This is a genomic window from Streptococcus sp. 53, assembly GCF_013276565.1.
In the GTDB taxonomy this organism is placed as follows: domain Bacteria; phylum Bacillota; class Bacilli; order Lactobacillales; family Streptococcaceae; genus Streptococcus.
On sequence record NZ_VMLG01000013.1, the window covers coordinates 38,600 to 63,279 of the forward strand.

A 24,680-nucleotide genomic window follows, 5' to 3' on the forward strand; every position below is an offset into this window, starting at 1 on the left:
TTATCCTTTCTGTGACTGCTAGATTTCCACTTCTTCCAAATCCTTGACCACATGCACATTTTCAAAGACACTAGCAGCGTCTTTTTTGAGCTTGCTGATATCTTTTGAGAGGAAACGGGCGCTGATATGGTTGAGTAAGAGTCGTTTGGCTCCTGCTTCTATCGCTACTTGTGCAGCTTGCATGTTAGTAGAGTGGCCATGGTTACGAGCAATTTTTTCATCACCCTTGCCATAAGTGGACTCATGAACAAGGACATCGGCATTGACAGCCAGACGCACACTGGCATCCGTTTTTCGAGTGTCTCCTAAAATAGTGATAATTTTACCTGGACGTGGAGCTGAGATATAGTCTGCTGCCTTGATTTCAGTTCCGTCTTCCAAAACAACATCCTGGCCGTTCTTGATTTTCCCAAAAAGTGGGCCAAATGGGACACCAGCAGCCTTGAGCTTTTCAGCATCCAGCGTTCCTTCCAAGTCCTTTTGCATGACACGATAACCAACGCAGAAAATAGTGTGGTCCAGCTCCTCTGCATACACCGTGAATTTATCGGTTTCAAGGATTTTCCCTAAAGAATCTTGGTCAAACTCATGAAAATGAATACGGTAAGGCAGACGCGAACCTGACACACGAAGGCTAGTTAAGACAAATGACTTGATTCCTTGAGGTCCATAGATCTCCAAATCTGTCTGCTCTTCATTGGCCTGAAAGGCACGACTAGAAAGGAAACCTGGCAGGCCAAAAATGTGATCTCCATGCAGGTGAGTGATAAAGATTTTGCTGACCTTACGTGGTCGAATCGTGGTTTCCAAAATGCGATTTTGCGTTCCTTCTCCACAGTCAAAGAGCCAAACTTCGTTAATCTCATCCAAGAGTTTCAGGGCAAGACTTGAAACGTTACGGGCTTTAGAGGGCTGACCAGCCCCCGTTCCTAAAAATTGAATATCCATTCGATACTTTCTAATTAATCAATATATAACATGGCTGTGCGGTTTTCCGATCGGAAATAGCTCTTGCCAGTAAAAGCTCTAGCTTCCTGCAATAAATCCTCTTGACTGTAGCCTTTGAGACGTTTGCGACCATCAGCCAAACTTTCCAAATCAGTCAAAGCTGTAAGATTTTCCACGCTAACAACTTCCTCGTCCCCGACAGCCTTCATGTAAATCTTTCCAGACTTCTCAAAGACCAGTTGATGGGGGAAAATTTGCGCAATTTCAAAGAACAAGTCATCTGAGATTACCTCTTCATTTTCAGAGAAAATCCGACCCAGTCCCTCACTTTCATAACAAAAACCAAAGGATTTACCAGACAGGTTTAGGCGAATAAAGGGCTTGTTTTCTAAGGTGAAACTTGGCTCAGTATTGTAAAGATTCAGTTCCTGACTGAGTTCCGCAAAATAATCGGTTGCAGCTTGAGGACTCTTTTTTTGGTAAAGTTCTGCAAAGTAAGCATTGACCACGCTAGGCGGAGGTGTGATGAGAGCCAACTGCTCCTGCTCTGTCTTGCCAGCTAGAAGCTGATCCAGATATACCTTATCCAGACTTGTATAACCTCCATACTTTAGAGCCAACGTTTTGATATCAGTCATAAAATTCTTCTAACCTCCATTTGTTTTTCTCAGAAATGTAGCCTGTAATCACTTCGCCGTCTTCCTGATAATCACGTTCTTCCAAAATCGCAACACTTTCTAAATCATGAATCTTGTAGGACTTAGAAAAAGGCACGCGCAGGGTAAAGGTCTCAAAAATATCCTTGATTTTTTCTAAAAATAGTGCCTGCAAATTCTCACGACTATCCTCAGCCTTGGCAGAAATGAGGGCGTAGGGCGTTTGGGTAGGCGTAAAATCTTCCACCAAATCCGCTTTATTATAAAGTGTCAGGCGAGGAATATCCTTCATGTCCAAGTCTTTCATGATGGAAAGGACCGTTTTTTCATGCTCTTCGTGGTAAGGATTGCTGGCATCGATAACATGAACCAGAAGATCCACATGCTTGCTTTCTTCCAAGGTCGACTTGAAACTGGACACCAATTCAGTCGGCAAATCTTGGATAAAGCCCACGGTATCTGTCAAAGTTACTTGAAGATTGCCCCCCAGATGGATACTCTTAGTCGTCGCGTCCAGAGTCGCAAAGAGCTCGTCAGCCTCATACTGGGTCTTACTGGTCAAGGTGTTCATGATAGTTGACTTCCCAGCATTGGTATAACCAATCAAACCAATCTTAAAGGTGCTTGACTCCAAACGTTTTTCTCTGACAGTCGCCCGATTTTTCTCAACCACCTTGAGCTGGCGCTCGATATCCGTGATTTGATTGCGAACGCTACGACGGTTCAGCTCCAGCTGGCTTTCACCTGGACCACGGGAACCAATTCCCCCTGCCTGACGGCTGAGCATAATTCCCTGACCAACCAAGCGAGGCAAGAGATATTTGAGCTGAGCTAGGTGGACTTGGAGCTTCCCTTCATGGCTTCGAGCTCGCATGGCAAAGATATCCAAAATCAACTGCATACGGTCAATGACCTTGACACCCAGAACTTCTTCTAAATTGACATTTTGCCGTGGAGTTAAACGGTTGTTGACAATGACAGTGGTAATTTCTTCTGCATCCACCATGAGCGCAATTTCTTCCAACTTACCAGAGCCGACGAAGGTCTTGGAATCATATTTTTCACGTTTTTGTCTGTAGCTATCTACAACAACTGCCCCAGCTGTCTTAGCTAGACTGGCCAATTCTTCCATGGAGAGGTCAAAATTGTCCATGCCCTGCAATTCTACACCAATCAGCAGAACCCGTTCCTCTTTTTTCTCCGTTTCAATCATCTAAAAACTCCTCTATCTGGCTTAAAATGCGGTCTTGCACACCAGCTTCTCCAATCTGATAAAAGGTGACCTGCATACGATTACGGAACCAGGTCAACTGACGCTTGGCAAAACGGCGGGTCGCCTGTTTGAGACTCTCACTAGCTTCCTCCAAGGTCTGCTCTCCACGGAAATAAGGAAAGAGTTCCTTATAGCCAATACCTTTAGCAGCCTGCACATCAGGGTAATGGTCAAAAAGCCACTTGGCCTCATCCAAAAGCCCAGCCTCAAACATCAAATCCACTCGATGATTGATTCGTTCATATAATTGACTGCGCTCATCATCCAAGCAGATAATCAGCGGTTCATATAGACTCTCTTGATTTTCCAAATCCTGACCAAAATGAGCAATTTCCAAGGCACGCATAGCACGACGACGATTAAACTGGGGAATCTCAAGACCTGCTTGCGCCACCAGATGAGCTAATTCCTCATCTGAATATGGCTCCAAACTAGCTCGATAGTCCAAAATCTCCTCATGGGGAGTCTCCCCACCCAGGTGATAACCTTCTAGCAAGCTCTGGATATAAAGCCCAGTCCCACCGGCTATAATGGCTAGCTTGCCACGGCTGTGAATATCCTCAATAGCCATCTTAGCTTCTGAAACAAAATCAAAAGCCGAGTAAGACTCGGTTACCTCTCTAACATCGATTAAATGATGGGGAACAGCTGCCTGCTCTTCTGGACTAGCCTTAGCCGTCCCAATATCAAGTTCTCGATAGACTTGCTGGCTATCTCCACTAACCACTTCGCCATTAAAACGCTTGGCCACTTCAATGGCAAGGGCTGTTTTTCCAACAGCAGTCGGTCCAACAATCACAATTATTTTTGTTTTCATCTTTTTTCCTTGAAAAATTCCCATTTTTTCGTTACTATTATTATAACACAAAAAGGTCAGTCAGAAAAATGTGACCTCTTGAGGAGGCTGGCTGATTGAGAATATAAAGGAGGAAGACTCATGGCTAAAGGATTCGCTAAAGGTCTTGTAACAGGTGTCGCAGGAACTGTCGCTGCCGTTGCAGGTGCAGTATACGCATTTAAAAAGAAAGTAATCGAACCAGAAGAGCAAAAAGCAGCTTTCATCGAAGAAAACCGTAAAAAAGCAGCTCGTCGCCGCGTATCACGTTAAAAAACAAAAGAAGTTGGGATTTATTGTCTCAACTTCTTTTTTCTATTCTTTTAAATAGCTAGGTCAAACTTCAACTGTGGCTTGACAGGGTCATAATCCACCAACTCAAAATCTTCTGCTTTAATATCAAAGAAACTAGTCCCATCAGGAACATTTAAAACCAAGCGAGGTTGGCAGTTTGACGGCTCACGACGAAGCAATTCCTGAGCTTGTTCAAATTGATTGTCATAGATATGGAGGTTGTTGATGAAATAGAAGAACTTCCCAACCTTCCAGCCAAAATGCTTGGCAATCATCATTTGAAGAGCCACATACTGCATAGCATTGATGTGGTGGGCCACCAGCATATCGTTAGAACGCTGAGTCAAGGTTGCATCAAAATAGATTTCCCCATCTACACGGCGGACATCAAACATGGTCTGAAAGGCGCATGGGAGTAGCCCATCTGTCTCCTCAAAAGCTTGATAATCCCAGAGAGAGATAATATTGCGGCGGTTCCAAGGGTTAGCTTCTAACTGTTTGAGAAGCTTGTTGATGATATCGTGTTTCTTAACAACTGCACCATAGCGCTCACCAATGGTTCCTGTATCTCCCACTTCCCAGTCATTCCAATAGTGAACATTGTACTTATCATTAAGCACTTCTAGGCTATTAGACTGGTCTTGGTAAATCCAAAGTACTTCCTTGATGGCGGATTTAATTGCAATGGGACGCAAGGTTGTGATGGGAAATTCGCCCTTAGCCAAATCATACTCGGCAAATGCACCCGTTACATACTTGGAGTTGGCAACAGTCCCATCCTTGTACTTAGGACGAGCCTGCTCTGAGAAAACACCTTCCTTTAGAATGCGTTCAATATTCTCTTTAAAAATCGTATCTGCTTTTGTCATTTACTCTCACCTCATTTATTTCCTAACTAGTATAGCATAAAAAAGAAAAGAGGAACATTACTAACTCTAGGTTAGCATTTTTCCTCTCTCATTATCTTATTGCAATACAAGTGATGCTGCTCCGATAACTCCAGCGTCATTTCCTAGAGTTGCAAGAGCTAATTTAGTGGATGTGCGTACTTGTGGGAAACTATTTTCGTCGTAAACTTTTTGAACACCTTGTAGAAGGAATTCTCCCGCAGCTGATACTCCACCACCAATTACGATTGTTGATGGGTTGAGGATTGAACCGATGTTGGCACAAGCGATTCCCAAGTAACGTGAGAAGTTACGGTAAACAATCAAAGCAAGGTCGTCTCCTTCTTTTGCGAGATCAAAGACAGTCTTAGCAGTTACTTCTTCTCCGTTATCAATCAAACGTTTCAAGGCTGCATCGCCTTCGTATTCATCCGCATAGCGACGAGTCAAGTTGACAATTCCTGTTGCAGAAGCCACTGTCTCAAGACATCCTTTTTTACCACAAGTACATGCGATTGGTTGGTCAAAGTCAACAGTGATGTGGCCAAGCTCACCTGCTGCACCAGCAATACCGTGAAGCAATTTGCCTTCTGCGACGATACCGCCACCAACACCAGTACCGAGTGTCATAAAGACAACGTCTGGTTGGTTATCTCCAGCACCCATCCAGCGCTCACCAAGAGCAGCTACGTTGGCATCATTATCGATGAAGAAAGGAATGCCCAAGGCTTTTTCAATCTTTTCTTTGATTGGTTGAAGGGTTTTCCAGTTGAGGTTGTAGGCACCAATAACAGTTCCTTTTTCACGGTCAACCACACCTGGTGACCCCATTCCAATACCTTGGAAGTCCGCTGCTACCAATCCAAGCAAGTCCAAACGGTGTTGAATAGACTCAATCATATCATCTACGATGTGACTTCCCTCATCCAAAATGTTAGTCTTGATAGACCATTTTTCTTGGATTTCTCCTGCTGTTGTTAAGATTGCAAATTTGATAGAAGTTCCACCAAGGTCAATCCCAATAATCTTTTGACTCATCATATTCTCCTTTTTTATTATGAATTAATTGAAAATGCTTACAGATATAGTATAACAAAATTCACTCATTTATGCAAAGGTTTGCATTAACTTTCTGGATTTTATCCTGACTTATGGTTTCCAGAGACCTGAAGCATCTACATAGTAACGGCCTCCATCAACTCGCTCATTTTTAGCCATTTTACCATCTGATTTCAAATAGTAATTGCCTTGCCATGCATTGCGAGCATAAGAACCATCTGATTTCAAGTAATACCAGGCTTGGTAAGAAGAGTCATAAACCCACTCACCTTGTGCCATTTTACCGTTTGATTTAAGGTAATAAGCTCCTTGCCATGCATTTTTTGCATAAGAACCATCTGCTTTCAAATAATACCAAGCTTGATAAGAAGGGTCATAAATCCATTCGCTCTGTGCCATTTTACCATCAGCTTTCAGGTAATAACTTCCCTGCCATGCATTTTTCATTGGATTTCCATTTCCATCAAAATAGTACCAAGAACCGTCCTGCTTAACCCAACCACTTGCTGTGGATGAAGTTGTATCAGTTTGAGTTGTAGCCTCTTGTTTTGCTTTAAAAGCACCCTTAGGAGCATTTTTCAATTCGCAAGCCACACCATCATGATCGCGGTCTAACTTGGCAGAATAACCAGGTTCTTCCTCGTGAATATCTGCGTATCCATTCGCCCAAGCTTCCTTACAGCTAGAAAAATGAATATTTTCCTCTGCTAACACAGGTTGTGAAAACAAGGCTAAAACTGGCAAGGTAGCCAGACTCATTTTTAAAAATAGACGTTTGTTCATTTCTTTCTCCTATAACGATGTTATCGATTTCACTATTATTTTATCAAACTTATTTCAGCAATTCAAGGAAACTTCTGGTTATTTCTGCAAACTCTTTTGGTTTAGCTCTATTCAGAACATGAGGACCATCAGGGATAATCTGGAACTGGGAATTTGGTATCAGTTCTTGAATACCTTTCATAGAACTAAGATTTGGCTTATCCTTACTACCACAAATTAACAAGCTTGGATAGGAACAATTCTTTGCAATCTCTCTTAAATCAAGTGTTTTTAATTCCTCAGAAACACCAACCAGAAGCGATTTATCTGCTCCCTGTTTCTCAAATATCCTTTTTGGGAGTAGTTTAAATACCAGTGTTTGAAAATAAAAAGGAATATTACCTGCTAGTTTCAATGGACAACCTGACAAAACCAAAGCCTGAAGGGTTGGTATATCAGAACTTGAAAGCTCCAATGCAAGGACAGCCCCTAAGGACAAACCGATTAGGACAAAAGGTTCTGTCTCCTTTGATAAGTGCTGATAAATGCGCTCCTTGGCTTGTTGATAGTTGCTAACTCCAGAAGGAAACAACTCGATAGCCTCAGAAGGATAATCTATCAGTAGATTCTGAACTTCTTTCCAACTCTCCGCTGACTGCCCTAACCCGTGTAAAAATATCAGTTTCATCTAATTCTCCTGTAAGATTAACTCATACAAGCCTCGCACTGCGTTACAGCCGTAAATAGCTTCAGCTTTGTCTAAATCTGCCAAGGTCAAGACTTTCTCTTCTACCTGTCCTGTTTCCAGCAAATGCTGACGGTAAATTCCTGGTAAAATTCCCAGTCGAATAGGCGGTGTGTAGAGTTTTCCAGCGATTTTCAGAACCAAATTTCCAATAGAGGTTTCAAGTAGCTCTCCAGACTTATTGTGGTAAATCTTCTCTTGTTCCCCTAGGCTCAAATGCGGTCGGTGGCTTGTTTTAAAATAGGTAAATGCTTGTTGCAAATTGGCTTCCTGCAGGCAGAGTTGGGCATGGCAGAAGGTTGGACTAAGGGGTGTTAATACTTGACGATTGACTTCTATCTCTCCAGATTTGCTGAGAGAAATTCGCAAGCGGTAATCTTGATTAACATCACAATCCTGACACTCTTCCTTTATCTTTTGTTTCAAGTCTTCTGCATCAAAAGGAAAAGCAAAATAGCGACTAGCTTTTCTCAGCCTTTCCAGATGTTGTGCTTCAAACAGCAAGTTCTTCTGGCTGATTTTCCCAGTAGTAATTAGCTGAAAACGAGCTTGTTTACGATAGAGAACAGCTGCCTTTTGATGAACCTCTTGGTATTCAGATTCCCAAGTGCTATCCCATGTAATGCCTCCGCCAACTCCATAGATTGCTTGACCTTTGTGAAGTTGAATGGTACGAATGGCCACATTAAAAATCCGTCGTCCATTTGGAAGCAAGAGACCAATCGTTCCACAGTAGACTCCACGCGGTTGTGGCTCCAAGTCCTTAATGATTTCCATAGTCGCAATTTTGGGTGCTCCCGTTATAGAACCACAAGGAAAGAGAGAACGAAAAATAGAAACTAAATTAACATCTGCTCGTAACTGACTCTTGATAGTCGAAGTCATCTGCCAAACCGTTGAATACTGTTCTACTTGGCAAAGACGCTCCACGTGCTCACTCCCCACCTCAGAAATACGATTCATATCATTGCGCAAGAGGTCCACAATCATCATGTTTTCAGAGCGATTTTTGGGGTCCTGTTCCAACCAACTGGCCTCCTCCAAGTCTTCTTGGTCGGTCAACCCACGCTGAGTCGTTCCCTTCATTGGTCGTGTTGTCAACTCGTGGCCATTCTGCTCAAAAAAGAGCTCTGGGCTCATGGAAATCACTGCCATATCGTCATGTTCCACATAGGCATTGTAGCCCGCCTCCTGCTCTACCACCATACGATTGTAGATGGCAAAAGGATTGGCACTTAAGTCCTGCTTGAGTTGGACGGTGTAGTTGACCTGATAGGTATCACCCTGCCGTAGATGATGATGAATCTGGGCAATAGCCTTTTCATAGTCTGCTGCAGACGTTACTTCCTGCCAATTTGAAGGCAAATCAACCTCATCATAAGTCAGAGGAATAGGGGATGTTTCTACGCTATCATGAACAGTAAAGTAAAGCAAGTACTCGCCCAGTAGAGGAAGCTTGTGAACTGCTAATTTCTCCTCAAAAGCAGGTGCAGCCTCGTAGCTGACATAACCCACCACATAATAGCCTTGCTCTTGATAGCTTTCCACTTGTGCCAGCAAGGCTGTTACTTTCGCTAAATCTCTCGTTTTTAACTCTTTGATAGGCTGGGTAAAGATGTATCTCTCCCCCAAAGCCCTAAAATCAATCACTGTTTTTCTATGCATAGTTTAAGTATAGCATAAAAAGGCAGATACAGCCAAGCTGATCCACCTTTGTAATGATTTTGTTAGCACTATGCCTGTGATTCATTGAAGAGATTCCCAGAGAAACCGTCGGATTTGTACAAGAGTTGTTTGAAGACTTTCTCTTTCAAGCCTACAGTATTTCTATATTTACGCTCTACTTTAGAATCGTTCAATTCAGCTAAATCTTTTTCAACAGCAGTACTGAATAGAGTCTTCAATCTGTCATAACTTGTAATCGTTTCACCATTAATTTCAATGGCAGTGAATCCATTATTAGCTTTATCTTTAATTTCTTGGAACCAATGTTGCTTCCAATCCTCAAGTGTGTTGTATACATTTTTAGATACTTTCTTAATAATAAATTTATCACTTAAATTGTTTTCACCATCCTTTTTCGCTTCACCTTTATATTTATTGGAAACATATCCAATAAATCCATTTTCATATCCGAAGTAACCCCACATACGGAAAGCATTGTGTTTGAATGATAGGGCTCCCGGAGCACCATCACTAGTATTACCACCGTAGATACCGGTCATCATATTAACGTTAACGTATGCAGATCTAAAATCTTCAGGACGATACACCCCGTTACCTGGAGCACCATGTTTTGTAATAAAGTTATTGTTAACTAAATCATTAATATTATTCAACTCAAGTGCTTTTTCTTGTTCGCTTAAGTCACGCACTTCATCCCATTGGTTAGGTCCAACTAGATGTTTATTATCACCATCAGTATGACGCATTTTCTTATCAACTTTCTTAAACCATTTACTATTATCACCATTAAGTTTCCCAATAACTGCATCAGCTTCAAGATAATCTAACATCATCAGTGCCTCATTATAGTTCTTCATATAGTGGTCAATTTCTTTACGTGATTTAAGATTATTAGGGTTATAATTATACCATTGATTTCCATCGTTTTCACGTTCAAAAGCCATATTTAGTCCTAAAGCACCATACTCACCTTGGTGACCTTGAGTAGCAGGTGATTGAAGCATACCTTGTGCGAAGGCTTCTAAGAATGTACCTTCTCGGTGTGTGTACCCTCCATAATAAACTACGCGGTCATTTATGTGAGTAGTTTCATGTGTAAATGCTGAGGATCCATACTCGCTAATCATATCAGACATAACAAATACAACTTTTGCACGATTATCATTCTTATCATCATAATAAGTTGCATAGGCTCCGGCAACAGCCCCATTAGGACCATAATGCTCACCTACAGGGCCATAAAGTTCACGGGTTGGAGCATAAATACCTTTACCATCTTCAAACTTACCATATTTATCCATCCATTTACCCCAATCATGTCCCCAAACTTGGTATCCTTCCCAAACAGGAGTAACAATCTCTTTTGCCAATAAATTCTTAACATTCTCATTTGCAAGTCGGTACCAGAAATCAAGATAGTTAAGATGCCTATTTGCCGCCAAATCAATTTTATCTTTGAAATTTCCAAGTGTCGTATTGTATTTATTAGCTGTACCAAATGAAATTGTGTTATACGTAGAAATCAGGAATGCTTGTGTTTGCTTTAGATTTAAAAGTGGAAGAATCATCTTCTGATGATATCCTTTGGATAGATTATCAAATGCTCTATATTTAGCATTTTTAAGACCTTCTTCACGAGATTGTTTTTCAACAACGTATACTTTACCTTCAGTCGCATGAATAAACCAATCATTTATATTTTTATCTGAAGTTAAAAGTTCCATATTGTATTTTAAGAAGTCAATTAAGTTACCCGAGCGAGTAGAAGCACTCAAAACTTCACGGAATGCATCATGTGTACGATGACCTTTAAGATTGTTCTCTTTAGAGCCAATTTCAATCAATCGATCTAATACATCTATATTTTTACCATAGAAATCTGGTTTAAATAGCATTAATTCTTTAATGTTAACATCTCCAAATCTAACTCCATAGTAGCGGTTTAGATAAGTTAATCCCAGCATCAAAGCTGCTTTATTTTTCTCAACTTTATCTAAAATCATTTGACGTACAGCTAGAGAATCATTTAATTGGTGATCTTCATTTTGAACTAATTTAGTCACCAGTTCTGTTAAATTATTCTTCACATAGTCAAAACTTTCTTCTAAGTAAAGATCCTTAACAGCGTTAAATCTTCCTTCTCCCGGTCTGTTGAAGTGTTTATAAATAATATCTGATTGTAATTCAATCGGACTTAATTTTGAAACAATACCCTCTATTAATTCATCATGATTTTTTTGAACAATATTTGGTGTATATTTAATTCCTAGACCCGTTACAGTGTATTCTTTAACATTACTTAATCCTTCTGTACTGCCAGATAGATTTAAGTATTCTTTTGTTCCATCCGCATAGTGAATCATAATTTTATTCACTTCTTCTAAATTTGTAACGAATTTTGTATCATGCATTGGTGTTACAGAAAGAACTTCTTTCGTATTTAAGTTATGTGCTTTATCCAATTTATTAGCTTGATGTACAATATATTCTTTATTATAGAATGGTTGTAATTTTTCAAAATTCTTATATGCTAATTTATATTCATCGTTATAATCTTGGATTTGATCATAAGCAGAATTTTGAGACACTGTTGCGTTTAATGTAGCCACTAGTGATTTTTCGCTTTCAAAAGTATTAGCTGTAATATTATAGCTAGCTACTTTTTCATCAGCTTCTTCTTTTGTCAATTCAATTTGTTTATTAGGATATTTAGTGTATGACTTTTTACCTTCACTATATCCAGCTACACTGTATAATTTATCAATTTGTGGATGTGCATAACCATCATCAATATCATTTGAACCAAATAACATTTCTGCATTTTTCACTTTTACATAACTAACATTATCTTTTACTGTACCAAAAGGCCATGTCTTACTTGCAAACGCTCCAGTTTGTACTGGTGTAACTACATTAATCAATCCTTTGGCAACAGATTTCGTTAAGTTTCCTTTAGTTCCAATTAAATAATCACCTATCATTCCATATTCAACAAATGGAATTAATGAACTTGCTCTCACTTTATTACCAGTTAATATTGCATCTACATAAGTTCTTGTTACAATACCTCGATAGTTTTTATCGGCAATACCACCTAATGCTGAACCATTTTCACTTGTAGAATGTAGTTTACCAATAAAGGCAACATTTTCAATGCGAGTTCCCTCGTTCATATAATTAACAACACCTGCTACATTATTACGTCCAATAACAGAACCTGTAATTTTCACATCTTCAATGACAGAAGTTCCATTCATTGTATTGGCTATTGTAGCAACACCATCATCATTTTTACGATCGATATCTACATCTTCAAAATTAATATTTTTTATAGTAGCATTCTTAATAACATTGAATAAAGGTCGTTCTAACTCTGTAATAGCATAACGTTTTCCGTCTTCACTTAATAATTTTCCTGTAAATTCACTCGTGATATACGATTTTCCATTCGCAGATGCATTTCTAGCACTCATACTTTGACCTAATCGGTATTCTCCTGCTGGATTTTTTTGCATTGCTGAAACTAAATCTTCAAAATCATAATAAACATTTCCGTTAGCTGCAACTGATTTTTCAATGTAATGAGTATATTCAGATTCAAATGTTTGATCTTTTTGACGCCCAACTAAATTATCTGCTGTTGCAGTTACTTTATACATTTGTTTTCCATCAACGGTTACTTCTTCAATATTTTTCACTGCTAATAATGTTGATTTTTGATCATGTGAAGTGACTTTTAAGTAGTATTTACTCTTATCCTCTGGGATTGATTTTAATCTAGATTCATTCGTTTCTGTTTCTTGATCATATTTAATTAAATCAGTTCTTCGAATATCTTTGATTTCAACTTTTTTAAGGTCTAACTGAATTTGTTTATCTTCTAATTTCTCAGTTTCTTCGCCTTCTCCACAATCATAAACCATTGTAGTAGATAGGGTGTAACCTTGATAATATTTCAATTTATCTAAAGTAGCGTTTAATTTATTTTCTTCTACCGTTACTTCTTTAACAAGTTGTCCATCTTTATCTTTTAATGCTAATTTGATTGATTTGATTTCTACTCCAGCTGGTTTTGTCAACGTATAACTAGCTGTCGCACTCTTCTTCAAGACATCTTTATCTGTTGTATTCCATTGTAATGTTGGTTTTTCTAACCCTTTTGTACCATTCTTAATAATTTTATCTTGAGGTTGTAAGATAATTTTTTCTTCTACTGTTGGAGCATCTTTTGTTTTTTCTCCACGAATCGTTTTATACGTCTTGGTAATTTGTTTCTTGCCGTTTACACCTTCTTGAGCAACTTCTTCTGTCCCACGTTTTAAAGTATCATCTTCTTGCGTTTTTGTTTTAAAAGGAATCTCTACTTCTTCAGTTTCATCTACTGTTCCTTCAACTGGTTTTGTTCCTTTTTTAACAACTTTCGGAACAGCAGGAGTTTTTACTTCTGTAGTTGTAGAAAGAACTTTATCTGTCTCTACACCTTCCACTGTTTCGTAAGTTGTTTTCGTAAGTTGAACTCCTTTAGACCCTTGACGTTCAACAACTTCTTCATCTACATATTTTGTGTCATCCGGAACTACTTCTGTTGTGAAATCTAATTCACTTTCGGTAGACTTCTCAACTGTACCTGTTGTTACTTTATATTCTGGGTTTACTTCTTGTACTGGTGCTTGACCTTCTTTGCCTTCTTCTTGCGTACCTTTAGCTGTTTTGGTCTCCTCTGTTGGTTCTACAGTTTCTTCAGCCTTGGTCTCTGGAGAGACTTCTACTGGTTTCGGGGTTTCTTCCGAAACCTTCTCTTCCTCAGAAGCTTCTGGTTGCTTTTCTGGAGAGACTGGTGCCTTTTCGTCTTCACTTGGCGCGACTGGTTCACCTGCTTGTTCAACTTTTGGTTCCGTTTGTTTTTCTACAGCAGGCATTTCCACTTTTGGTTCTTCAACAGGTTGATTAGCAGCCTCCTCTTTTGATTCTACTACTGCTGGCTGTGCATCTTCTTGTTTCGGTGTCTCTTCCGATACCTTATCCTCTTTAGGATCTTCTTGTTGTGATGAATCTTTTGGTATCCTTGGTTGCTCCGGTTGTGTAGGTTGCACGGGTTGTTCTGGGACTTTTGCTTGTTCTACTGGTGGTTCAACTTTTGATTCCTCAGCTGGTTTGTCTGATGGTTGACTTTCTGGCTTAACTGCTACTTTTTCCTCTGGTTTTGACTCAACTTTTCCACCTACTTCTTCAACTGGAGCTGGTTCTGCTGAATCTTCTTTTTCATCTTTTCCTTTAGGGAGGGGCTCGTCAGTAGGTTTTACCTCCGATTTTGGTTCTTCCTTTGGACTTTCTTCTGTTTTAGGTGCTTCTTCTTTTGGAGCTTCCTCTGTCTCTACTGCTTGGTTTTCTGGATTAGCTTGCTCCTGATTTGTTGTTACTTGGGGATTCTCAACTTCGACTACAGTCACCTCTCCAGGTTTAGCTGAGTCTTCTTCTAAAACAGTGTCCAAGCCAAGCGTTTTGAGGATGTCACCTGATAGATAACCAACATAGCGATAACCCTCCATTTCAACAACACCCTCTCGACTAGCTGGTGCTAGGGTCGCAACTGGGTCTACAGCTCCTGCACTAGGAAGGACTACCAATCCCATAGCTCCAACTAGAAAGACGCTGGCAATTTTCTTTCTCTTGTAGATTAAAAGTAAGCTCCCAACAGTCAGCAAACCAAAAGCTGTCAAAACAGATGCTTCTGTCCCTGTTTGTGGCAGCTGGTCTTTTTGATATACCAAACCATAGACAACTTCATTTCCATCAGGCTTTCCTGTCTGGATTAAATCTTTAGCTTCTTGTGAAATAACCTCTTTATCTACATAGTGATAGGTGGCTGCGTCCACTACAGAAGGAGCCATCAAAAGGCTTCCAAGAAATACAGAACCTACAACTCCCTTAATCTTACGAATTGAAAAACGGTCTTTTTTAAACACTTTCATCTCCTTTATTCATTCTCACGACTTTCTGATAGAATCTTGCGGATAGTGCGCACGCGCACCTCCGATTAATTTTGGACGACTAGCTAGAGCCGTTACGTGGGCATGCCCAATCTCTCTCAAAAGAGGGCGAATCGGAACCTGAACATGCTTGACATGCATGCCAATTGCAGTGTCTCCGATATCCAATCCAGCATGAGCCTTGATAAATTCAACCTCAACTGGATCTTGCATAAACTTGAAGGCTGCCAATTGACCCGAACCTCCTGCATGAAGAGTCGGAAGGACACTGACGATTTCCAGGCCAAACTGCTCTGCCACCTGACGTTCAACGACGAGGGCTCGATTAACATGTTCACAACCTTGAACGGCTAAATGGATACCTCTACTACCTAGAATACCCAAGATAGTCTCTACTATCAGCTCACCAATCTCTTGACTGGATTCTTTCCCAATCTGACCACCTAGCACCTCACTAGAAGATAGACCTAAAACAAAAAGGGCCCCCTGCTTCAAATCGGCCTTTTCTAAAACATCTTCTACTATCTGACGTGTTTCTCTTTGAATCTGTGTCTCGTTCATCTCTGTCACCTCTTTTGTCACTCTTCTATCATACCGTTTTTTCTACGTTTTAGCAAGATAGACAACCTAGAAAGCTTGCCCAATTACGCATAAAACTCCCAGAATTGACTGGGAGTTAGCTAGTTTCTATTCTATTTATGTATATTTCCACTTTCGTCCCTTTTTGGGGCCTAGAATCGATCTTCATATGGTAATGTTCTCCAAAATGAAGTTTGAGCCTTTGGTCAACATTTTGAAGACCGACTCCCCCACGTTTGAGTTGACTTTGACTACTATCGCCAGCATCTTGGAAGCCAACTCCATCATCCTCAATACGGATGACCAATCCTGAATCCTGTTTCTGAACAGAAACTCTAATATGTCCCTGACCTTCCTTCTCCTTAATGCCATGGTAAAGAGCATTTTCCACCAAGGGTTGTAACACCAGCTTGGGCAAGACCAGATGATCAAAGGCAGGATTTTCAGTAATTTCGTATTCCAGCTTATCTCCATAACGTTGTTTCTGGATAAAGAGATACTGGCGGACATGATTGATTTCATCAGAGAGACAAATCAAGTCCTTGCCCTGATTGAGCGCCAAGCGGAAATAGGTTGCCAAGGACTTGGTCACCTGAACCACTCGCTGACTATCCTGAAATTCAGCCATCCAGATGATGGTGTCCAAGGTGTTATAGAGGAAATGGGGGTTAATCTGACTTGATAGGGCTTGAAGTTGGTACTGACGGGTCGTTTCTTCCTGGCTACGAATATCTGCCATCAGCTGATCAATCTGATCCAACATGGCATTAAATTGGCGAGTCACTTCTCTCAGTTCATAGGCACCAGTTTCCTTGGCACGAAGATTCTGATTACCAGAAGCAATCTCCAGCATGGTTTCTCTTAAGCCACTTAAAGGAGCAATCCAGCGTTTGAGACTGAACCACACCAAGCAGAGACAGACAAGAAGAGATGTGATACTAGCCCCAAGCAAGGTCCACAAGAGTTGATTCCGAACCTGATCTAACTTCTCCAGCGAAGATACGCCAAGTACCGTCCAATCAGTTCCTGCAATCTTTTCTTGACTGACGTAGGATTTGTGACCAGAAGTATAGCCCTGACCCGTCTCAATGTAGGATTTCATGGCCTCCATTTCGCTAGACGAACTATAAACTGTGTGTTGAGGATGGTAAACAAATTCATGTTTTTCATTGATAATGAAAGCAAATCCCTGCTGACCCAACTGAAGCTGGTTGAGATAGGCTTCCAGAGTTTCATAAGAAATATCCAAACGAAGTACACCCAGATTGGCTCCCTTTGCATCAACAAGTTCCTGAGTGATAGAAATAACCCACTGACTATCCGACTTACGAGCTGGTGTCAAAACAGGCTTAGCTCCCTGATGAATGGCCTTTTGGTACCAATCCTCAGCCATCATATCAGAGGAAGTTTTCATCTGCACACTGTCATCTGTAGAAATGACCTGACCGGATTTGGTTACCAGCACAACAGTTTTCAAGTCCTGATCTGCCTTTAAGATGGTCAAAAACAGATTTCGAATTCCCTTGACCTTGTCTTGACTGGGATTCTCAGCATAGGCTAGGACATCCGCCTGCTGGGTCAAACTGGTCGAGGTGGTTTCTAATTTTTTGATATAAGACTGGATAAAGTGGCTAGTCTGACTGATAGTCGTTTGGCTATTACCTTCAATGGTAGCCTCAATGGCTGAAGAACTAGATTGATAGTAGAACGTACCAACCAGAACTAGGAGAATGAGAAAGACCAAAAAGATGGAAATAACCATTCTAACTAGGAGAGAAGAACGCTTCATCGACCTTCTCCCTTCTTAAACTGACGAGGTGTCACACCCGCAATCTGTTTAAAACGTTGGGTAAAGTAATTCATATCTTCAAAACCAACCTTTTCAGCTATCTCATAAATCTTTAAATCCGTTGTTAAGAGCAAGAGCTTAGCTTGTTTGACACGTTCTCGCACCAGGTAATCCTGAAAAGGTAGACCCAACTCTTTCTTAATCAAAGAGCTCAGATAAGTCGGGCTAAAGCCCAAGTCACTGGCCAAAGCCTTTAAACTAAACTGGCTGTCATCTAGATGAGACTGAATTTTCTGGGCCAAGTTTCCTTCAAACTTATCAGTCAATAAATCTTGTAACTGCTCTTCTTTCTCTTCCTTATCCAACTTTTGCTTGATTTTCCCCAACATTTCCTCAATATCCTGACGAGAAAAGGGCTTGAGCAAGTAGTCATCTACACCTAGTTTGACAGCAGACAAGGCATAATCAAAATCATCGTAACCTGTCAAAAAAACTAGGTGAACCTGAGGATAGGTTTCTCGGACCAGACTGGCCAACTGAATGCCATTTAGTTGAGGCATGTTGATATCGGTCAAAATGATATCCGGCACCTGCTTTTGAATCAATTCCCAAGCCTGTCTTCCATTTTCAGCCTGACCGATGATTTCCATATCGTAGGCTGCTACATCGACCAGCTTGGTCAAGCCTTGTCTTACCAGATACTCATCTTCTACGATTAAGATTGTGTAGGTCATGCTTCTCTCCTTTGTCACTTACTAGTATCAGTATAGCAAAATTCTCCTCTAACTGCTTAGGAAAGACTTCTTAATCAACATAATCTAATAAATAAGCGTAGCCTTTTTCTTCCATTTGATCTTTAGGAATAAAGCGGATAGAGAGACTATTGATACAGTAGCGCAAGCCCCCCTTGTCCTGTGGTCCATCCGTAAAGACATGGCCAAGGTGAGAATCTCCAACTCGGCTCCGCACTTCCATGCGCGTCATATTGTAAGACTTATCTTCCTTATAGGTAGCAACATCTGGACTGATGGGCTGGGTGAAACTAGGCCATCCACAACCAGACTCGAACTTGTCCTTTGATGAAAAGAGGGGTTCGCCAGTTGCCACATCCACATAGATACCGGATTCAAATTTATCCCAGTAGCGGTTTGAAAAAGCCCGCTCTGTTTGATTTTTCTGGGTAACTGCATACTCCTCAGGTGACAAGGTCTTTTTCAATTCTTCATCACTTGGTTTGGGATATTTGCTGGCATCAATGACGGGATAGGCCGCCTGATTAACATTGATATGGCAGTAGCCATTTGGATTTTTCTTGAGATAGTCTTGGTGGTAATCCTCGGCCACCACGAAATTCTTCAAAGCCTCCTTTTCAACTGCTAGAGGTTGATCGTATTTCTTAGCCACCTCATCAAAGACTTGGTTGATTACCTCCAAATCCTTGTCATCTGTGTAATAAACACCGGTACGGTACTGGGTCCCCACGTCATTTCCTTGTTTATTTTTGCTGGTTGGATTGATAATGCGGAAATAATGAAGCAGAATTTCCTTGAGGGAAATTTGCTTGGCATCATAGGTAACATGGACTGTTTCTGCATGTCCTGTTTGGTTGATCAATTCGTACTTGGTTGTTTCCCCTCTACCGTTTGCATAGCCTGATACGGCATCTGTCACTCCGGGAACGCGGGAGAAGTATTCCTCCACTCCCCAGAAACAACCTCCAGCTAGATAAATTTCGTGCAAGTCTGCGTCTTTACTAATTTCTGTTTTTTTCACTGTTTTTCCTCCTTGGCTGACTGCCGCTTTCTCAATTTGCGAGGCATCTGTCTGCCCTGCATTTCGCATCAATAGAAAATAGAAACCAGTTATGGCTAGGAAAAATACTCCTAGCAACAAGATGATTTTTAACTTATCATTCATAGGACACCTCCTAGGCTAATTCTTTCAAAGTTTGCAAAATTGCATCTTTTTCCATGAATCCTGGTTGGGTTTTGACCAATTTTCCTTCACCATCTATAAAGGCTTGAGTTGGGTAGGAACGAACACCATAAGTTTCCAAAAGTTTGCCTGATGGGTCAACTAGGACTGGGAAATTTTTATAATCCAATCCCTTATACCAATTCTTAAAGTCCGCTTCAGATTGCTCTCCCTTGTGTCCTGGTGACACTACTGTCAAGACCACATAGTCATCGCCAGCTTCTTTAGCGATTTCATCCGTGTCAGGAAGACTGGCCAGACAGATGGAACACCAAGAAGCCCAGAATTTGAGATAGACTTTCTTGCCCTTGTAATCAGACAAGCGATAGGTCTTGCCATCTACTCCAGTTAGCTCAAAATCAGCCACCTCTTTCCCTTTAGCCGTGCTTGTTTTACTAGCTGTCTGCTCCATCTTCATCTCATCTTTCATTTGGTGTTCACTGGTCATGGACTTGCCTGAACAAGCCGTCAAACAAAGGAGCGAACCTGCTCCAAGAACACATGTTTGCCATTTTTTCATACTGATATTCCTTTCCATTTTATTCAAATAATTGACTTAAAATTGAAGCATTTCCAAACAGAACCAAGAGTCCCATCACAATAATGAGAAAACCTCCCACTTTTTTGAGGATTCCGAGATAGGGATGAAGTTTTCGGAGATGTTTCAAAACATAACTAGAGGCCAGAGCTAGAATCAAGAATGGTAGCGCTAGACCCAGCGTATAGATTAACATGAGACCAGCTCCCTGCCAAGCACCTGAACCACCTGAAGCCGCCAAAGCTAAAACAGAGCCCAGAACCGGCCCCACACAAGGCGTCCAAGCAAAACTAAAGGTCAAGCCCAGTAAAAATGCCTGACTATAACCGTTGGCGTTTTTTCCCTGTCCTTGCAGTTGTAACCTCTTTTCCTTATAAAGCCCCTTAAAGCGTAGAATTTCCATCTGGTGCAAGCCCAACAGAATGATAACCGCACCCGTCACATATTGGAACCAAGAAGCATAAAGCAAGTCGCCTAAAAAACCAGCTCCATAGCCCAGTAAGATAAAAATAAAGGAAATCCCCGCTATAAATGCCAGAGTTCGTAATAAACTAGTAACTGAGATTGAATATTTTCCACTAGAAGCCTGAGCACCATCTTTATCATCCAACAAGACCCCTGCATAGACCGGTAACAAGGGTAAAATACAAGGAGAAAAGAAGGAAAGAATTCCAGCAAGAAAAACACTGATAAAAAAGATTATATTATCCATTGCCTTCCTCCATTCTTTGATTTGATATGACTATTATAGCTCCAAAAATCAAGAAAAAACAGGGACAATGATAGGGAAAAATAGGAATTTAATCAGGTTATGTAAAAAATGTTGCAAAAAAAGCCAGACACAGTCTGACTTTGATGGAAACAGAAAAGAAAATTCACCAGTCTTCCCTACTTATCTGATAATAAATAAGATCCGCAAGATATCCTTTTCTCTCTGCACCATTGATAATAGTCTTTAGATAGGACATCCCTGCTTTCTCCATGACACGACCTGAAGCTGGATTGAGACTGGCATATCGAGCTCTGACATTTTGAAAACCTGCTTGAATAAAACAGAAGTCCAAGACAGCTTTCAAGGCTTCTGTCATAATTCCATGTCCCCAGTAAACCTTGCCTAGTACATAGCCAATTTCACAAGAAGAATCGTTCTCATCTATTGTAACGATGCTGATATCTCCTATCACTTGCTCTGGGTTTTCTTTGAGACAAATAGCCCATTTGTAATAGTTGAGATTAGTATAGGAAGCAACCCAATTGCGAATCGAGTTTCGAGTGATTTCGACATCAGGATGGGGATCCCAGGTAACATAGGTCAGATTCTCAGCGGATGAAGCCCAATTTTGAAACATGGCTTCTGCATCACTCTCCACAAATCTTCGCAAGATTAAACGATCTGTCTGTAATATTTGCGTACCAATAGATTTCATGAGGCTACCTCACTTTCTGATAGGATGATTCTATATCCAATCTCCATTGAAACTTGTTTTGCTTTTGAATTTCAAGGCTCAAGCTAAAAAGGTCCCCCGGACCTTTTTACTCCCAAAAGTTATCAAATACGGTGATGGGTAGGTGGCGTTTATGTTGGCCTTTGTGCCACCAGTTTTCGATTCTTGTTTGGGCTTCTGGGCTGATTGTTTTGCCTTCTAGGTAGTCATCAATCTCTTCATAAGTGACTCCGAGGGCTACTTCGTCAGCCAGACCTGGTTTGTCTTCTTCTAGGTCTGCTGTTGGGATTTTTTCATAAAGGGCTGGATCTGCACCAAGTTCCTGCAAGAGTTGTTTTCCTTGACTCTTATTGAGGCGGTAAAGAGGGAGAATATCTGCACCCCCGTCACCAAACTTGGTAAAGAAACCTGTGATATTTTCCGCAGCATGGTCTGTTCCAATGACCGCTCCGCCATGGCCACCAGCAAGGGCATACTGAGCAATCATACGGCAACGTGCCTTGATATTGCCCTTGTTAAAATCTGAAACAGGACTACCTGTCGCTTCAACTGTTGCCGTCATGGCGTCAACTGATTCCTTGATATTGACGACTAAACTGACATCAGGCTGGATAAAGGCAAGGGCTTTTTGAGCATCTGCTTCATCAGCTTGCACTCCATATGGCAGGCGGACAGCGATAAATTTGTAGCTGTCATCTCCCGTTTCTGCTCGCAGTTCTTCCATAGCTAGTTGGGCTAAACGTCCTGCTAAGGTTGAGTCTTGTCCCCCAGAAATCCCTAGTACAAAGGTTTTAAGGAAGGGATGTTTTTTCAGGTATCTTTTTAAGAAATCGATGGAACGACGAATTTCTTCCTGGGCATCAATCACCGGTTTGACACCCAATTCTTGGATAATCGTTTCTTGCAAACTCATTCTTCTTCTCCTTCACCAAGGGCTTCCTTGCGCATTTTGTCTATCAAGTCCATCTTGTCTTGCCATACATCACGCGCCAAATCTACTGGATAATGCTGTGGATTAAGCACGCGCTTGTACTCATCCCAAAGCTTGTCAAATTCCTTACGAGCATAAGCCTGAATCTCAGTCAAGCTAGGCAGATTGTAAATCAATTTTCCGTCCTTGAAAATATCCACCAAGAGAGGAACGGCGTCAAAATTACGAACGGTCTTCTTGATGTAGGTATAAGTCGGATGGAACATCTTGATTTCCGTCATGTCGCTCACATCCACACCATCATAAGTGATATAATCGCCTTCTGACTTGCCTTTTTCACGACTGGTAATCCGCCACACCTGCTTCTTACCTGGCGTAGACACTTTTTCCGCATTATTAGACAACTTAATGGTATTGCGCATCTGGCCATTTTCATCTTCAATGGCCACAATCTTATAAACTGCACCAAGAGCTGGCTGGTCATAGGCTGTAATCAGCTTGGTTCCAACACCCCAGACATCAATCTTGGCCTTTTGCATCTTGAGGTTGAGGATGGTATTTTCATCTAGGTCATTTGAAGCATAAATCTTAGCCTCTGTAAATCCAGCCTCGTCCAGTTGCTGACGAACTTTCTTGGAAATGTAGGCAATATCCCCAGAATCAATCCGTACACCCATAAAGTTAATCTGGTCACCCAGTTCACGCGCCACCTGAATGGCAGCTGGTACCCCAATGCGAAGGGTGTCATAGGTATCCACAAGAAAGACACAATTTTTGTGGGTCGCAGCATAAGCCTTAAAAGCCTCATAGTCATTGCCATAAACCTGTACCAAGGAATGGGCATGGGTCCCCAAGACAGGAATGTCAAAGAGTTTACCAGCACGCACGTTGCTAGTTCCATTGGCACCACCAATCACCGCTGCGCGTGTTCCCCAGATAGCCGCATCCATTTCTTGAGCCCGACGTGTCCCAAACTCCATTAAAGGTTCATCTTCAATTACTGAACGAATACGAGCTGCCTTAGTCGCCACCAAGGTCTGGTAGTTGACGATGTTCAAAAGAGCCGTTTCGACCAACTGACATTGAGCTAGAGGGCCTTCCACCTGCACAATCGGTTCATTAGCAAAGACCAAATCCCCTTCTTGGGCAGAACGAACGGTCAACTCCAACTTGAAATTGCGGAGGTAATCCAAGAACGCCCCATGATAACCTAGCGACTCCAAATAGGCTATATCACTATCTGAAAAACGCAGGTCTTCAAGATAACTCACAATTCTTTCCAAACCTGCAAAAACCGCATAGCCGTTCTTAAAAGGCTGTTGGCGGAAATAAACCTCAAAGACCGCCTTTTTATTGTGAATCCCTTGGTCAAAGTAAACCTGCATCATGTTGATCTGGTACAAGTCCGTGTGCAATGTCAAACTATCATCTGGATACATACTTTTCCTACTTCCTTAACTAGAAATACATGAAAATTTTCAAAAACTTTCATGCATTCCAATAAATTAGTACTATTATATCACATTTTAGCTGGATTGAGAAAAGAGTAACAAGCTATTCACCACTCTCCAGTTCATCCATGTCTTGTTCAAATTTTTTCTGAGCCCATTCGCCATAGCTCTTCAGACCAAGATTGCCAATAAAGACCCAGGGAAGGTAAATGACATAAGTAATTGCCCAAGCAGACAGGTATGTAACGTTCAAAGGATTGTGCTGATAAATTTCTATGTTGAATTGATAATTCTGTAACATCAAAAGAGTCGTAATAGCCAAGGTTAAGAAAAAACAACCCAAAATCGTAAAATGAAAACGACTATAGTAGGTCACTCCCAGATAACGGGCACGGTTGAAAAAGAAGAAAATTCCTACTATCAGAGTATAGACTAGAAAATTCGGATTAAAAAGAGAGGGAGCTAATACAGCCACCAAATAGCTTAGAAGCACAAGTCCAATGAAAAGGGTAAAGGATTCCGCTCCAGCTTTATTGATTAGTTGTTCTTCTCTTTCGTCAAGTAATTGATAATGAATGAATTTATTTACCATCTTCTTCCTCCCAAAATAGTTGGTCTAGGGTTTTCCCTAAACATCTGCAAATGGACTGGCAGAGCGAGAGACTGGGATTGTATTTCCCCGCCTCTATCAAACCAATAGTCTGGCGCGTCACCCCAACAGCCTCTGCCAGTTGACCTTGAGTTAAATCAAGCTCTACACGAGCTAATTTTAATTTTAAATTTTTAGCCACCTGCGTCCTCCTTATAGTTTTAATACTCATCTACTCTTAAAAAATCC

At 41.0% G+C, this 24,680-nt stretch carries 21 protein-coding genes and 1 pseudogene; 1 reads left to right on the forward strand and 21 read right to left on the reverse strand.

Annotated elements, in window-relative coordinates:
* Positions 1–18 precede the first annotated feature (18 nt).
* The 4 genes from rnz to miaA are packed head-to-tail and all read right to left on the reverse strand — an operon-like array spanning position 19 to position 3,694.
* Positions 19–948 (reverse strand): ribonuclease Z, encoded by a 930-nt coding sequence (rnz, locus tag HT722_RS04705; protein WP_173277814.1) that lies wholly within the window; start codon positions 946–948, stop codon positions 19–21.
* Between the two features lie 14 nt (positions 949–962).
* A complete protein-coding gene (locus HT722_RS04710) occupies positions 963–1,586 on the reverse strand; it encodes a cystathionine beta-lyase (protein ID WP_173277816.1) in 624 nt (207 codons plus the stop codon).
* Complete coding sequence (gene hflX, locus HT722_RS04715; protein ID WP_173277818.1) at positions 1,579–2,817, reverse strand: GTPase HflX; 1,239 nt, start codon at positions 2,815–2,817, stop codon at positions 1,579–1,581. The genes HT722_RS04710 and hflX overlap by 8 nt, the downstream gene beginning before the upstream one ends.
* Positions 2,810–3,694: a tRNA (adenosine(37)-N6)-dimethylallyltransferase MiaA gene (miaA, locus tag HT722_RS04720; protein WP_173276391.1), complete on the reverse strand. Its 885-nt coding sequence runs from the start codon at positions 3,692–3,694 to the stop codon at positions 2,810–2,812. Before miaA ends, hflX begins: the two co-directional genes overlap by 8 nt.
* A gap of 120 nt (positions 3,695–3,814) precedes the next feature.
* On the opposite strand from miaA, the gene HT722_RS04725 reads away from it, so the two are divergent.
* Positions 3,815–3,985, forward strand: a complete 171-nt coding sequence (locus HT722_RS04725) for a DUF3042 family protein (RefSeq protein WP_001051780.1) — start codon at positions 3,815–3,817, stop codon at positions 3,983–3,985.
* A gap of 50 nt (positions 3,986–4,035) precedes the next feature.
* Here HT722_RS04725 and HT722_RS04730 read toward each other — a convergent pair whose 3' ends face one another.
* The 17 genes and pseudogenes from HT722_RS04730 to HT722_RS04810 all read right to left on the reverse strand — a co-directional run bounded on the left by HT722_RS04730 (position 4,036) and on the right by HT722_RS04810 (position 24,633).
* The gene (locus tag HT722_RS04730) at positions 4,036–4,875 is read right to left on the reverse strand and encodes a thymidylate synthase (RefSeq protein ID WP_173276390.1); all 840 of its coding nucleotides are present in this window, start codon (positions 4,873–4,875) and stop codon (positions 4,036–4,038) included.
* 96 nt (positions 4,876–4,971) lie between these two features.
* Entirely contained in the window at positions 4,972–5,931 is a 960-nt protein-coding gene (locus tag HT722_RS04735) for an ROK family glucokinase (protein WP_173277820.1), read from the reverse strand.
* Between the two features lie 117 nt (positions 5,932–6,048).
* A pseudogene (locus HT722_RS04740) lies at positions 6,049–6,735 on the reverse strand (excalibur calcium-binding domain-containing protein); the annotation flags it as partial.
* 49 nt (positions 6,736–6,784) lie between these two features.
* The gene (locus HT722_RS04745) at positions 6,785–7,402 is read right to left on the reverse strand and encodes an alpha/beta hydrolase (protein WP_173277823.1); all 618 of its coding nucleotides are present in this window, start codon (positions 7,400–7,402) and stop codon (positions 6,785–6,787) included.
* A complete protein-coding gene (pabB, locus tag HT722_RS04750) occupies positions 7,403–9,124 on the reverse strand; it encodes an aminodeoxychorismate synthase component I (protein ID WP_173277826.1) in 1,722 nt (573 codons plus the stop codon).
* 68 nt (positions 9,125–9,192) lie between these two features.
* Complete coding sequence (locus HT722_RS04755; protein WP_173277828.1) at positions 9,193–15,111, reverse strand: ZmpA/ZmpB/ZmpC family metallo-endopeptidase; 5,919 nt, start codon at positions 15,109–15,111, stop codon at positions 9,193–9,195.
* Positions 15,112–15,132: 21 nt separating this feature from the next.
* Positions 15,133–15,696: a TIGR01440 family protein gene (locus HT722_RS04760; RefSeq protein ID WP_173225397.1), complete on the reverse strand. Its 564-nt coding sequence runs from the start codon at positions 15,694–15,696 to the stop codon at positions 15,133–15,135.
* A 115-nt stretch (positions 15,697–15,811) separates the two neighbouring features.
* Entirely contained in the window at positions 15,812–17,503 is a 1,692-nt protein-coding gene (locus HT722_RS04765) for a sensor histidine kinase (protein WP_173277830.1), read from the reverse strand.
* A complete protein-coding gene (locus HT722_RS04770; RefSeq protein WP_173213831.1) occupies positions 17,500–18,237 on the reverse strand; it encodes a response regulator transcription factor in 738 nt (245 codons plus the stop codon). Before HT722_RS04770 ends, HT722_RS04765 begins: the two co-directional genes overlap by 4 nt.
* 70 nt (positions 18,238–18,307) lie before the next feature.
* A complete protein-coding gene (gene msrB / locus HT722_RS04775; RefSeq protein ID WP_173277832.1) occupies positions 18,308–19,420 on the reverse strand; it encodes a peptide-methionine (R)-S-oxide reductase MsrB in 1,113 nt (370 codons plus the stop codon).
* 10 nt (positions 19,421–19,430) lie between these two features.
* Positions 19,431–19,997: a TlpA disulfide reductase family protein gene (locus HT722_RS04780; protein ID WP_000759275.1), complete on the reverse strand. Its 567-nt coding sequence runs from the start codon at positions 19,995–19,997 to the stop codon at positions 19,431–19,433.
* Positions 19,998–20,016: 19 nt separating this feature from the next.
* Positions 20,017–20,727: a thiol-disulfide oxidoreductase-associated membrane protein CcdA2 gene (gene ccdA2, locus HT722_RS04785; protein ID WP_173277834.1), complete on the reverse strand. Its 711-nt coding sequence runs from the start codon at positions 20,725–20,727 to the stop codon at positions 20,017–20,019.
* Between the two features lie 163 nt (positions 20,728–20,890).
* Positions 20,891–21,442, reverse strand: a complete 552-nt coding sequence (locus HT722_RS04790; protein ID WP_173225415.1) for a GNAT family N-acetyltransferase — start codon at positions 21,440–21,442, stop codon at positions 20,891–20,893.
* Between the two features lie 106 nt (positions 21,443–21,548).
* On the reverse strand, positions 21,549–22,373 hold the full coding sequence (nadE, locus tag HT722_RS04795; protein ID WP_173225418.1) for an ammonia-dependent NAD(+) synthetase: 825 nt from the start codon (positions 22,371–22,373) through the stop codon (positions 21,549–21,551).
* The gene (locus HT722_RS04800) at positions 22,370–23,830 is read right to left on the reverse strand and encodes a nicotinate phosphoribosyltransferase (RefSeq protein ID WP_173225421.1); all 1,461 of its coding nucleotides are present in this window, start codon (positions 23,828–23,830) and stop codon (positions 22,370–22,372) included. Before HT722_RS04800 ends, nadE begins: the two co-directional genes overlap by 4 nt.
* A 115-nt stretch (positions 23,831–23,945) precedes the next feature.
* Positions 23,946–24,434, reverse strand: a complete 489-nt coding sequence (locus tag HT722_RS04805) for a DUF6773 family protein (RefSeq protein ID WP_173225424.1) — start codon at positions 24,432–24,434, stop codon at positions 23,946–23,948.
* Complete coding sequence (locus HT722_RS04810) at positions 24,424–24,633, reverse strand: helix-turn-helix transcriptional regulator (RefSeq protein ID WP_001107500.1); 210 nt, start codon at positions 24,631–24,633, stop codon at positions 24,424–24,426. Before HT722_RS04810 ends, HT722_RS04805 begins: the two co-directional genes overlap by 11 nt.
* Between the last annotated feature and the right edge of the window lie 47 nt (positions 24,634–24,680).